This is a genomic window from Aquimarina sp. I32.4, from assembly GCF_002924285.1.
In the GTDB taxonomy this organism is placed as follows: domain Bacteria; phylum Bacteroidota; class Bacteroidia; order Flavobacteriales; family Flavobacteriaceae; genus Aquimarina.
In genome coordinates, this window is record NZ_PGUB01000104.1 from 1 (window position 1) to 14,241 (window position 14,241).

A 14,241-nucleotide genomic window follows, 5' to 3' on the forward strand; every position below is an offset into this window, starting at 1 on the left:
CTAAAATAGAAACTCCGCAATTAGCTATAAATCTAATTCTTGAACAGCATCAAAGATACATCAAACAACTACTAAGAGACCAAGAAAAGAACAATCAAACCTAAGATGACAAAGTAGGAGTAGTATTAATCATTAAATGTAATCTATTTTTATATACACTCAAAAGCTTCTGAAGAAACGAGGATTAGCTCAACACTGTCTATAATATATACCTTTTGGAGCTTTAAACCAAGCGTAAAATGAAGAATAACAAACCTGATCTTTATATTTAATACTCAAACCAGTTCAAACAATATTCATTTTTATTTTCCTGTTCGAGAAAATACACTTTTTTTTTAGAAGCAGTTAACTTCACTTTTTTTCTTTGATATTGTTTTAGAGTATCAAACTTCTTTGAGTGTTCGGTTATTTTTTGCCGTTTTGAAGCAGGAAGTGCCAACCCACAAGCCACATCTTTAATAAGTTTTCCTTTGTTATATAATGTTATAGTAGTTGGGGGAATGGCACTCATAAATCTTGTTCTTTCTATCGCATCATTAATATCTTTTTTACTTAAAGTAGCTATAAAAATAGCTTCACCTCCGCTATTGCTTATAATCAAAAAATCATATTCAGGAATTTGATTCTGTATCATCACATCATCGGATCTTAAAGTATCATCAATGATAATTTCTCGACAAACATCTTTCTCATACATGTCAATATCTCCTTGCAAAAAATAAACAAGGCTTAAAAACACTGAAATTATGATTATACAATTCATCTCTTTCCTTTATTCGGTTATATTTCTTTTTCTATAATATCACTTACCAGTCAATCAAAAGCAACAACTCCAATTCATCGATATAGAGTTTTGTATTACTATACATATTGTGATTTAGGTTTTAAAAATTCATTATGAGGCAAATATAGCTCAAAATAATATTGTTTCACTTATAAATATTTATATAATGATTCTGGTTTTGCTATAAAACTTACAACACAAACAATTCTTAACAAATCTTTATGATGCCCCAGAAGTGAAACAACATGAATTCGGGATAAGAACAGAATTCTTTTTACATAAGTAATAGCATTACATTTTAGTCTAGTTATAACTATCTGAACAAACATACCATTAGAGAACTCACAAACTTCATCTATTATAAAATATCAAAAGCGCCGTTCAATACTACTGATCCCCGTAAAAAGAAGATGGAATACACAAATACCGAACCTAAAAAATACTCAGGTCAACTAAATTTTAAAAAACGAGAGATGGTTAACTTAATCAAACAATTGCTATGCTCAAAAAAGTATTGTGGACTTGATTCTATTCTTTGCTAATAAATTCAAAAGCAGGTTTCTTATTTCCTTTATGATCGATAAACCCAAAATGTTTTTGCTTATGTTTTCGCCATGGTAATTTACCAACTACAGAACTAGGCACCTTTTCAAAATCATACAGCGTCCAAGAGAGATAATGTATGTTTTCTTGTTTGATAAGCTGCTGAAAATTCTTGTAATAAGCTGCTTGTTCTTTTTCTGATGGGCCAAAAGGGCTCCAAAGTCCTTTGCTGGATGACAATCCAAATTCTTGTAGTACCAGTGGTTTATCTATAGTAGAACTTAATAAAGTATATGCATCTGTAAACGTAGTGATATCCTGATAGTAATGATATGATACAATATCTACCTCATCTTTGAGTAAACTAGCTGATTCTACATCAGACCATCCTATTGTAACCAAATGATTAGTATCAAATTGTTTGACTTGGTAGATCATTTCTTTTAACCATGCCAACACATTTTCTTTTTTTCTGGTATTAAAATCCAGATTGGGTTCATTTTTTATATCCCATGCAAGAATAGCCTTGTGATTGGCAAATGGTTTTACTATTTGTTCTGCATGTCGGTGAGTCAATGTCCAATCCAAGACAGAGTAATCACCATAAAAATCAAATAAGGTCACTACTACTTTTAGATTTTTTACTGCTGCCATATCCAGTACTTGTTCTAATTTTTGTAATTTTTGGGAGTCAACTTTTGCTTTTCCAAAAAACTCATAGGGTACAAAAATTCGTATCGTATTTAATCCTGCAGTAGTGATAATATCAAAATCCTGAGCGATGATATCGATATTAAAATCGTCTCCAAACATATCCCAAGGAGTTTTCTGGGGGTAATAATTGATTCCTTTGATCTGATATCCCTCTCCATCAATATATATTTTATCATCTATAACTTGAGCCAGACCATTGGTTTTGGTAACCTCTTCTTGCAAGCTGTTTTTTTCTTTTACCATATGCCGTATACGCCAAAAACCATCTTCTAATAATAGCATCACTTGATAATCTGATTGCAATTTGGTTTCCAACAGCATCTTATCTCCTTGATATACTCTCTGATATTCTTTTACATCATTATCTGTTAATACTACCAACTGCCCATCTGCACTATAAAAATCTAAGTCGATATTATGAGCTGTGGTGGTGCTATGTATTGCTATTTTTTCTTTTTTATTATGCCTCACTGCCGTATTGATGTTTATTCGCGCACTTTGAGTATAATAATCTTCTACTCCTTCTATTTTATTGGTCTGATATGCTGCATTACGTATATACCAGGCATTGAGGTAGTCTTGTTCTATCTCGAGTAAGGTTTGTTTTTCCATTGGTCGTCCTGGATTGATTGTATCTACCCATTCTATCTTAGGAAAATACACTCGCTCTTTTTGTACTGCAACGTGTAACATTGATGTTCTATCTGCTCCTGTATTGAGATAGGATAGCGCCTGACTGATACCAAAAAGCACTAATATAACCACTCCTATAAAGGATATGATAATAAGTGATCTGTATATGTTTTTATTCCAACTTATCATTGTAATGTGATATTGCTATATTCTTTTTTAATGCCCAATGCTTTGATTTTGATATCATACTCACCAGAAACATAAAATCCTTCTTCTAGTATAAATCGAACGACTCCATCTAATGAGGTTTTTACTTTGGTGTCTATTTTTTTATCATCCATGAATATATCAAGTTTTACCAATGCTCCATTAGGAATCAACTGCTCCATAAAACTTACTAATGGTCCTACTTTGATTTCTCTATTACTTTTATCAAACACCACCTCAAAATCATCTAAAACAGAGGTGTATTCTAGTTTGATACTATTACTTTCTGCCATGCCATACACATATGCTTTGATACTCCATATATCTTTATGGTCGGGATGTAATATTTTGGCAACTGCTCTACCGTTTATGGTACTCCCCTGTGTTTGCAATATTGCTCCTTTTGTATCTATGATTTCAAAATCAACCATCGTCCCGTCACTTACTACATTATCGTATTGATCTTTGATGATCGAGGTGATCAATTCTGTAATTTGATTGCCATCTGCGTAGGTGTGTCTACGATCACTTGTTATCTCAAAATTCTCGGGCAATGCAGGGAATACTTCAATAGAAAATTCTTTTGAGACGGTTTCTCCAACTATAGAAAACAGTAATATTCTCCCCGATTGATCATAGGAAAATATATTTTTCCATCCCATCATATCTTTACTATACAGCATATTTTCTTTTTCGTTATTCAAAAACTGATGGCCAATCTGTATAGGAGTTTCTTCTGGTAATGGGTTATCATATGTATCTGTAGGAATGACAACATGCATGGTATAATCCTCACCTCCTGCAATAATACTAGGAGGTCCTATATAAGTTTCTAAATGTACTTTTGTATTGACATTAGGGTTTATCTGTAATTCTCCTTCATAGATAATAGTTGATTCATGTGACAATATATATTTTATCACTCCGCTTTTATTTGCCATAAAATTGGGGACGCTATATTGAGTACTCTTTTGCTTATTGGGTGTTATCACGATACTACCATAGGATGAATGTAAAAACAGCTTGGTTGTAGCTGGTTTCTCTAACTCAAATTCTAATACAATAGCATCTCCTGCATTAAATACTGTTTGATTGGTCAATAGTATTGCCGATACTTTTTCTGATGTATCTATAATAATGGTAGTAAAAGCGATACTCAGTATACTGATTACAGAAGTCAATAGAAACAGGGCGATATGTTTTTTATACATAGTCATTAATGTGGTGCTCCTACATAATTATTAATTTCTAATTTTATGTACCTGTATCCTTTTCCCTCTACTGGTATAAACTGTCTGGATTGATGTTCATGTTTTCTATCTGGAACCATTTTATCAATAATTTCCATATTTTGTAATCCGTTGACCAAAACATTCTCCATATCGTCATTAACACATTCTAATGTTGTTAAATCCAATAATGAGTAACTAAAATATAATTTGCGTTGCGGGCGGATTCCTTCTTGCAAATATTGATGATCTACCCACAATAATTCATGATTCTGATTGTAATACGACACCAATAACAGGGGGATTGTAACTTCTTCTAGACCAGAATTAAACAATACTCCTTCTATATAGTTTTTATGCAAAGTAAGATCGTTTATTGCTACTCCTTTATACAAATCTACAATAGCTACATTACCTGCACTTTGTAAATTGAATTTGGTAGGTGTTTCTTCAAACTCCATCGCTGTAAATTGATCGGGGTCAAAAGTTTCGGGTTTACGATCTTCACTATTCACCCATGCAATCCCCTCAAAATCTATCCTAAAGCTTGTAATCTCTTTAGGCATCAATTTGTGTTTCATTTGATGTTTAGCGTTATACTTAGCTAGTTTTTTATTATCATCATTGTACAGGGTTCCAGTAATAACAACATCCGCTGGAACATTATCAATATTTTGTATTTCTCCGATAATAGCATATTGATCATTATATCCTATGATTTTTGAGGAAAGGACTTCTAGTACAGGTTGTTTTAATACATCTTCATGATACGTTTGCTCTGAGCTAATTCTACGCCTACCGTGGTTGTAAAAAGAAGTTATATTTTCTACAAAAAATTGATCGGGAGGAATATCTAAATCATATGGTAATGGCTTTACAAACCATTTATTATTATTTTTTACCAACTCATGGTAATAGGTTCTATCTATTTTCTCTAATGGGGTAATCCAACGAGTTAATGCTTTTACTTTGGCAGTACTATCGGTTTGAACAATAATTCCAACTTTGATTTCATCTAATTTGGCATACGAACTTAATAGTCCATCTGTAACAGAAACCTCTAGCATATATTGATCTATACTTTTATTACTATTGGGATCTATATAAGAATGTGCTCTTTCAAACTCTTTAAAATCTAATGCGTCATAGTACGCTTCGGTTACATTAATGGGACTTAGTTGTTTGACATTCTTTATATACAACAAATAAAAACCACAGCTCATTACTACCAGCATAAGAAATACCCATAGATAGGATGCTTTTATAACTTTTTTACTGAATCCATTATATGCAACTCCAAACTTAAAATATACTGGAAAGGTTTTATTCTTTGACTTCAGCGCATGTACCCATATCAATTGTATATTGATTACAAATGCTAATAGCACCGTAAATACAGGGATCAATCCCCACATTAATTTTTGAAACATGGGTACTTCTTCTCTGGGCAAAATACTTGAGAGTGGTGGTACATTTAATTTTTCCCAAACCATAATCCCATTTTCTAACTGCCGCAATCGTTGCCAGCCACAGAAATAGAGGATAGGGTCATAAAATTTATCATTAGAAAACACATATTTGAGGTTATACTTTTCGGGTACTGTGAGAAATTGTTGTAATGACCCGATCCCTTCTACTCCTCTAAATTTTGAATTTTCCAGTCGTTCTACAGCTCTTGTTGTCAATTCTGGCAATCTTCTTGCCGAGTGATAATTACCATCTACAGTCATGGCATTGGTTTGTGCAGAAAGCCAAGCCATCTGATCTCCAAACCCTAAGGGGAGATACCGCCAATGGTCATGCTGATCTCTACTCAGAAAATTAAGAATAGGTAGCATTTTTATTTTTTGTGGTTGCGAGGGCCTGAAATATCCTAAGCTCATAGTAAATAGCGTAGTAAAAATCATAACTCCTGTGATTAAGCCTCCTATAATCCTATGATATACACCTCCATATTTTTCACTTATTTTTTGTTTTAGGTCTCCTTCTGCAAACCGATATCCAAACTCACCAAAAATTGGTAATGCCATAATAGATGCCCATAGAGTAAACCTATCCAATGTTAGTATATTAAACGCATTCTCACCAAGCATCATAAGTGGAATTGGTGTTGTACCTCCTGTTCCTAAAATAGTAAGCAGTGTTATTGAGAATCCAAAAAACAAATAGCGTTTACTATAAAATCGATACCATATATATGGAAAAAGAAATAACAAAACCCCCCACGGGATCAAAAAGAATACCAATCCAGAAGAGGTAACTTCTAGAAAGTTATCTCGCGACCCATGTGGAATAGGAACTTGTGTTATTGGGTTATTTTTGGTATTGATCCAATAGGGTAAAATACATATGATAATCAATAACAAGGATCCAAAACCAAAACTTACAATTCTTTTGAAAAGAGAGAAAAAGCTTTTGATAAAATGTTTGAATCTAACTTCTTTATAGCTCTCTACTTTCTCTCTAGAGACATCCATAATTACCATTCCTATCAATGGAAAAATAAAAAATACCATCCCAAAAATAGGAGTGACATGATGAGAGGTTACCGTTACTGCAATCAAACTCAAAGCATTTACCAGATATCTGTATTTTCCTATTTTGAGCCAAAGATAAATTTCTGGTAACGAATGCAATAGAATAGATAGCCCTATAATACTGGGTAATTGTCCAAAAATATGTAGTGTTTCTATAAAAACAGAAGAAAACACAGCAAATATAGCTGTATATCCCGCAACATTTCTATTTGATGTCAATACCAATGCAAAACGGTATATTCCTGTTACAAAAAGTAAAATTGCAATGATAGCTACTGTAAATAATCCAAATTTTAATCCGCCGATATACGAGAATAATCCTATACTCTGGTGTACCAATGGGGGGTAACCCATTACAGTAAACCCTGTATACCAACTATAACTCCAAGGGTCAAACCAATTATTGGCATAGTGATTTCCAAAAAATAAATGGATCAATGCATCATAGGTATTTTCTAGTGTAAAAAAAATAGCGGTACCATGAAAAACTACTCCGATGAGTAATGCACTTATCAAATACTTGTTTGTAGTTTTATCCATAAAGGCTCGCCATAGTTTTCGACTTAAATATACAACAAAGGTTTTAGTTTAAAGCATCTGTAAAAAGAATGTAAACGCCTGAATCTACTCTATACTTGATATGATATTTTGGATCAGATTATTAGATTTCAAACAATCTCTCTGCTTCCTTTTGTGGTAATTATCTGTCGACGAATGGTAATCCTTCGATAAAAACCACTCACCGTTAGCTATTTTATACTCGTCGAAATCCTGCTTCTCAAGGTACAAATCATACTTACTTTTGAATTGTAACCTCAAAAAAATCTATTATGAAAACCGGAATTATCATCCCTTGCTATAACGAAGAAAAGAGATTAAACGTAGCCGCTTTTCTAAATTTTATCCAAAAAGAAAACGATTACCATTTATGTTTTGTGAATGATGGAAGTAAGGATAACACTATCACTGTATTAAAAGAGATACAATATACCAATCCAGCAAAGGTAAGTATCATTGATATGAAAAAAAATTCTGGTAAAGCGGCGGCTGTAAGAGCTGGTGGCAGATATCTTCATAGTAGAGGAGATATAAGCTTTATAGGTTTTATTGATGCCGATTTATCTACAGATTTTGAAGATTTTGATGGTTTGTTAAGAACATTAAAAAATGATTCTAAATTAAGTTTTGTTTTTGGATCTAGAGCCAAAGAAGCATCGGATACTATTAAAAAAAATGGGATTCGAAGCTTAATCTCAAAATTAATTAACATTCTGGTTGTATTAATATTGGGGCTACCTATTCAAGATACCCAATGTGGAGCCAAAGTGTTTAGAGCTGATCTAGTTCCTGTTATTTTTAATACTAATTTTTTGAGTAGATGGTTGTTTGATGTAGAAATGTTTATCAAAATGAAAAAACATTTTGGGAAAGAAAAAGTTATGAAAAAGATCGTTGAACAACCTCTCAAAAGATGGATTCATATGGAAGATTCTAAGCTTGGATTAAAAGATTCATTAGAAATCCCTTATCGATTGATCTCTATATGGATTAATTACAACATACTGCCATCAGTGCAATCTTCATTTACCAAAGAAATCACTGAACCTGCAGTAGAAATATATGGGATGCCCACTACAGTTCTGGCAGCCTAATTATAGTGTGAATTTTGAACTCGAAGTTACCCCTTATATTGCCTAAATGACAAGAGAGCATCACTTGATAAGTGATGCTCTCTGTTTTGTAAAAATTAACTATCTAAATTTTAATTCTCTATGACAATAAACTCACTTCTTCTATTTTTCTGATGTTGTTTATCAGTACATTTTACACCATTGCTACATTCATTTATCAATAAAGTTTCGCCATAGCCTCTGCTCTTTACTCGGGACGGATCGATTGCTTTACTTATAATATAATTAGCTGTTGCTATTGCTCTTTTTTGAGATAATTTTAGATTATATCGATCACTCCCTTTACTATCAGTATGAGAACCTATCTCTATTCTAATACTTGAGTATTTCTTCATATAGGCTACTACCTTATCTAATTCTGTCGCTGTTTTACCTAAAATCAGTGCTTTATTAGATTTAAAATATATTGGTTTTAATGCTAATAATTTGACTAAATCTACTCCTTTTGAAGGAAGATTACTCTTGATTTTTAAAGTATCAACAACATCTGGAATTTCCCTAGTAACTAGTACCTTCTTTTTGGTCGCAACATATGTATCTTTTTGCACTTTTACCATGTAAGTTTTTGTATTGCAATCTACCAGTTGTATGAATTCTCCTTTTTCATTGGTTTGTCCCGAACTGATAATTTCACCTTCTTCATTTTTGATTTCAACAATTGCATTGGTTACTACTTTATCTCTATCCTTATCAATTACCACTCCATAAATACTCCCATTACATGCGGTAATCAACGGGGTTGTTTCTAAAAAACTATAAATATCATCTTCTCCCCTTCCTCCAAGTCGATTAGAGGCAAAAAAACCTTTTTTAGTATCTTCATCAATATAAAAAGTAATATCATCTGCACTACTATTTATGGGTTCTCCTACATTATAGATTTTATTCTCTTTCTTGTTTAGGTCAACGGCAAAAATATCCAACCCTCCTAGCCCTTGATGACCATCTGAAGCAAAATATAACATTCCTGTTTTACTTATAAACGGAAAAGTATCTCTCCCTTCTGTATTGATATTGGGCCCAAGATTTACTGGTTCCCCAAAAGAACCATCCTCATGAATATCAACTCCATAAATATCTGACATCCCATATCCTCCTGGCATATCAGAAGCAAAGTATAGTTTTTGCTCATTTGTACTCAAAGTTGGGTGCGCTACAGAATATTGATCATTGTTAAATGGTAGATCTTCTATATTTTTCCATTTTGATTTATCACTAAGCGTAGCTCGAAATATTCGTAATCGATTAACTCCCAAAGAATCTTTAATAAATCTGGATTTCTGTATGTTGTTTCTAGTAAAGTATATAGTTTTTCCATCTTTTGTAAATGATGTTGTTGATTCATGAAGTCTTGAACTGATTGATTTTGAAAATTCAACAGGAAAAGAAAACTCTAACGTATCATTTTTGGTAACTGTTACATGAAATAAATCCAAGTAAGGTTGCTTTGTCCATTTATTATCATTCTGAGGATATTTTCCTATTCCTCTCGAAGAAGAAAATACTAACTGTTTTTTATATACCGAGGGTGCAAAATCTACATATGCTGAATTTCCTGAAAAATTTTTGATAATATATCTTCCACTTTGCTTTTTGATGTCTTCTATATAATCAAAATTCTCTAATAGCCTTCTTACTCTTGAATCTTGAATATTTGATTTCTCTACATTAAATATCAATGCATGGGCTTCTTCATAGTTTTTAAGATATTTAATCGATTGTGCTGCTCTAAAGTAAACGGTTTCGTTAATCGTTATTGTTTCCTTATTTTCTTCTTCTACTTCTTTTTTCTTGGCTAACATGCGCTTATACCATCTTGCCGAATTTTTGAGATCGGAGTTAAAATAATAAGCATCTGCTAATTTCTGGTACACAGTAACGTTTCCATTTCCTTTAAATATGAAATCTTTATACTGCTCAATGGCTTCGGCATATGCGAATTTTTCAAAATTTTCATTTGCTTTTTTCAACAGCTTATCCTGAGAAAAAATGGGTATAGAAAGTATCAAAAAAACAACTATTATTGGTTTATCATATATTACTTTCATTTTGATAGTCTCGTTTGGTTAAAAGAATCTTGGATATATAATTCGATCGTTTCTTTCAAAGATTTCATATCTTAAAAAGAACTCATATGATCCTGAATTAAATTCTGTATTTCCTAATGCTGTGGTTTCCCAGTCGTATGCAAACCCAAGCATGATTGCATCTGATACTTGAAACCCTGCCAATATACTCACAGCTGCATTCCATCGATAAGCAGCCCCTAGGGTAATTTTCTTATTTATGAGTGTATTGGCTGATATATCTACCTGTAATGGTGCTCCTGCTACTCCTTTTAAAAGCATAGCTGGTTTCAATTTAATATTTTCGTTGAGATCAAATACATACCCCCCTATTAGGTAATAATTGATTCGTTCTTCTGCTAAAAAAGAAGAGGCTCTGTTTTCTGTATTTGATTCATCAAAATGTTGTGTTTCTAAGAGATTAGGAGCAGAAATACCTAGATATAATTTTTCTGTATGGTAGTATAACCCTACCCCAAAGTTGGGAGCAAATTTATTATCCACATTGGTATTCAATAATACATCTGTATTTGTATATTGATTAAGGTCATTAAAATTAACATTCAAAAGATGCCCCCCTGCTTTGACTCCAAATGCTAATTGCCCATCAACAGAGGTATCAATGGTATACGAGAAATCAATATCAAAATAAGTTTCTTGTGTGGGACCTATTTTATCATTTATAATAGACATTCCTAACCCTACTTTATTAGATTTCCCTATAGGAGAGTGAACACTAAGTGTCTGTGTAACTGGGGCTCCCCCTATTCCCACCCATTGATTTCTATATACCCCAGTAATATTTATAGCATCTCTTGAGCCTGCATAGGCAGGATTTACACTAATAGTATTATACATATATTGTGTGTATTGTGCATCTTGTTGTGCACATACTGTTACCACAAGGGTAAGTAAAATAACCATTATATAATAGGTTCTCTGCATAGTAATGGGCTTATATTGTATAATCAGAAAGTATATTTTCTGATCAGGTTATTTATCTATTTATATATATGTAATCCGACTTTTTCTTATGTTCTCCTTTTTGATTTGTATAAGTAAGAACATAAAAATAAGTTCCTACAGGTAATTGTTTCTCTTTATTAATGGTAGCTCTACCATTGGATTCACCTCTAAAGAAGTTTCCGTTTTTTCCATATCCTTTTGCCTGATACACCAAAACACCCCAACGATTAAATATCTTAAGTTCATTTTTGGGGAATTTTTCAATATTTACAATAATCAACACATCATGATCTCCATCTCCATTGGGAGTTACTGCATTAAATACTTCAAGATCATCTTCTAAGGATGAGTCGGTATTATTAGGTTCGAGATAATCTGGAATTCCGTCATTATCTGCATCAAAGGCATCATCTGGAACACCATCATTATTAGGGTCTGGATTTTCATCTGCTGTTACAATTCCATCGTTATCATCATCTATATCCTGAAAATCATCAACTCCATCTCCATCGGTATCCTGAATTGTATAATTAATTTCTCCTCCATTAGCATCATCCTGAACACTATCAGGAATACCATCATTGCCAAATGGTCCTTCTATTCTGCCATCTCCATCTGTATCTATGCCATTATGCCCAGATTCTATATAATCTAGAATACCATCTCCATCTGCATCCAAATCTCTACTATCAATAATCCCATCATCATCTGTATCAAGAGAGGGGTCTCCTTTTTGCTCTACCACATCAGGGATACCATCATTGTCATCATCCAAATCATTGATATTAGGTATTCCATCTCCATCAGTATCTAAATAACTCACAGTAGGGTCTTCAAAATCACCATCATTGTCGGTATCTATATTTGTAGTATCCTCTGGATCATCAGAAACTTCAGTGACAATTGTTGTTCTATTTGGTAACAAAGCCGTTACGATCGCTGTATTTACAACAATCTCATTATCTATATCTTCCTGAGTAACAACATGTCCTCCTGTAACTGTAAATGATTCATTTGGTTCAAGTGTATTGATAGTATGAATACTTGTAAACGCTACCAAAGGGTCCTCTACATTCACTTCAAACACAGTGGCATTACCTGTATTTGTTATTTCAATCGTATATAGTAATAAATCCCCAGGTTCAGTAAAATACCCTATATCTACCACTTTATGTACTTCTAATGTTGCTGATTGTAGTATGGGTGTAATCGTAATATCATCAGGATCCCCATCTCCATTAGCATCAATATCATCATCATTATTTGGATCATCAGATATATCAGATACTAACTGTAAATTTGGATCTCTGCCTTCTACAGTAGCAGAATTACTAACGCTTCCTGTATTCAAATCAACTTGTGTTATAGTATGGCTTGCTGTTATCACAAATTGTTGTCCTGGTACAATAACAGGAATTGATGAAGGATTTATACTTCCTGAATCTGCATTTGCATCTGCAATAGTTACATCAGTCAATGTTACATTACCTATATTCGTAAGAGTTAGATTGTACGTAATTACTTCGCCAACCTCATCCCAATCCCCATCAGGAGGTGTATTGGCAACTTTAATCAAACTTAGTTTAGGTATCTGTTGTAATGCTACTATCGTAGGGTCGTCTGGTGCAGTTGTATCTGGATCATCTGAAGTATCGGTTACTATTATACCACAAGGGTCTTCTCCTTGAACTGTAAGTGTATTTGTTACTATACCTTGATTCAAATCCTGTTGTGTAATGATATGTGTTGCTGTTATAGTAACAGATGAATTTGCTGGTATACTAGGAATAAATGACATACTTATAGCATCTGCATTTGGATCTGTAACCGAAATATTAGAAAGCGTTACTTCTTTGGGATTCTCAATATTAATTTCATAAACAATCTCTTCTCCTAGATCATCATACGCTCCGTCCTGAGCTGGCAACCCTTTTTTGGTAACTATTAATTGAGGACTAGGAGAAACCAGAACTGTATAGGTATAAGAATCCCCAACACAACTGTCTGAACTTGTGGATGTAATCGTATACACAACCGTCTGAACGGAGCCACTGGTATTGGTCAACAAATCGGTGATACTAGTCGCGGTACTGGTGGCGGTGGTTTCTCCTGTAATATTCGAGTTATCTGCCGCAGACCAGCTAAAGGTAACTCCACTTAGATTTACATCTCCTGTAAGATCATGATTCAAAGCAACATCACTACAAACTATATCGGTTGGTGTTGTGGCTACAAAGGGTTCTGGGTTTATTGTTACTGTATACGTATAAGAATCCCCAGCGCAACTACCTGAACTTGTAGGAGCAATAGTATACACAACAGTCTGAACCGAACCACTCGTATTGGTCAGCACATCAGTAATACTGGTCGCTGTGCTAGTAGCCGTTGTTTCTCCTGTAATATTCGGGTTATCTGCCGCAGACCAGCTAAAGGTAACTCCACTTAGATTTACATCTCCTGTAAGATCATGATTCAAAGCAACATCACTACAAACTATATCGGTTGGTGTTGTGGCTACAAAAGGTTCTGGATTTATTGTTACTGTATAGGTATAAGAATCGCCAGCACAACTGTCTGAACTTGTAGGAACAACAGTATACACAACTGTCTGAACCGAACCACTTGTATTGGTCAGCACATCGGTAATATTGGTTGCTGTACTGGTTGCTGTTGTTTCTCCTGTAATATTCGGGTTATCTGCCGCAGACCAGCTAAAAGTAACTCTACTTAGATTTACATCTCCTGTAAGATCATGAGCTAAGGCAACATCACTACAAACTATATCGGTTGGTGCTGTGGCTACAAAAGGTTCTGGATTTATTGTTACTGTATAGGTATAAGAATCGCCAGCACAACTATCTGAACTTGTAG

The 14,241-nt window shown here is 33.6% G+C and carries 8 protein-coding genes; 1 reads left to right on the top strand and 7 read right to left on the bottom strand.

Annotated elements, in window-relative coordinates:
- Positions 1–268 precede the first annotated feature (268 nt).
- The 4 genes from CVD18_RS18180 to CVD18_RS18195 all read right to left on the bottom strand — a co-directional run bounded on the left by CVD18_RS18180 (position 269) and on the right by CVD18_RS18195 (position 7,187).
- Positions 269–763, bottom strand: coding sequence for a hypothetical protein (locus tag CVD18_RS18180; protein WP_146052843.1), 495 nt, complete (start codon positions 761–763; stop codon positions 269–271).
- A gap of 549 nt (positions 764–1,312) precedes the next feature.
- Positions 1,313–2,863: a cellulase family glycosylhydrolase gene (locus tag CVD18_RS18185; RefSeq protein WP_103866909.1), complete on the bottom strand. Its 1,551-nt coding sequence runs from the start codon at positions 2,861–2,863 to the stop codon at positions 1,313–1,315.
- Positions 2,860–4,092 (bottom strand): hypothetical protein, encoded by a 1,233-nt coding sequence (locus CVD18_RS18190; protein WP_146052844.1) that lies wholly within the window; start codon positions 4,090–4,092, stop codon positions 2,860–2,862. The genes CVD18_RS18185 and CVD18_RS18190 overlap by 4 nt, the downstream gene beginning before the upstream one ends.
- Before the next feature lie 5 nt (positions 4,093–4,097).
- Positions 4,098–7,187, bottom strand: coding sequence for a hypothetical protein (locus CVD18_RS18195; RefSeq protein WP_103866913.1), 3,090 nt, complete (start codon positions 7,185–7,187; stop codon positions 4,098–4,100).
- A gap of 290 nt (positions 7,188–7,477) precedes the next feature.
- On the opposite strand from CVD18_RS18195, the gene CVD18_RS18200 reads away from it, so the two are divergent.
- The gene (locus CVD18_RS18200; protein ID WP_103866915.1) at positions 7,478–8,299 is read left to right on the top strand and encodes a dolichyl-phosphate beta-glucosyltransferase; all 822 of its coding nucleotides are present in this window, start codon (positions 7,478–7,480) and stop codon (positions 8,297–8,299) included.
- A gap of 110 nt (positions 8,300–8,409) precedes the next feature.
- Here the strand turns inward: CVD18_RS18200 and CVD18_RS18205 are convergent, their stop codons facing one another.
- The 3 genes from CVD18_RS18205 to CVD18_RS18215 form a co-directional block, all read right to left on the bottom strand.
- Entirely contained in the window at positions 8,410–10,386 is a 1,977-nt protein-coding gene (locus tag CVD18_RS18205; RefSeq protein ID WP_103866917.1) for an OmpA family protein, read from the bottom strand.
- Positions 10,387–10,404: 18 nt separating this feature from the next.
- The gene (locus CVD18_RS18210) at positions 10,405–11,349 is read right to left on the bottom strand and encodes a type IX secretion system membrane protein PorP/SprF (RefSeq protein ID WP_103866919.1); all 945 of its coding nucleotides are present in this window, start codon (positions 11,347–11,349) and stop codon (positions 10,405–10,407) included.
- A 52-nt stretch (positions 11,350–11,401) separates the two neighbouring features.
- A partial coding sequence (locus tag CVD18_RS18215) for a PKD-like domain-containing protein (protein ID WP_103866921.1) occupies positions 11,402–14,241 on the bottom strand: 2,840 nt, incomplete at its 5' end.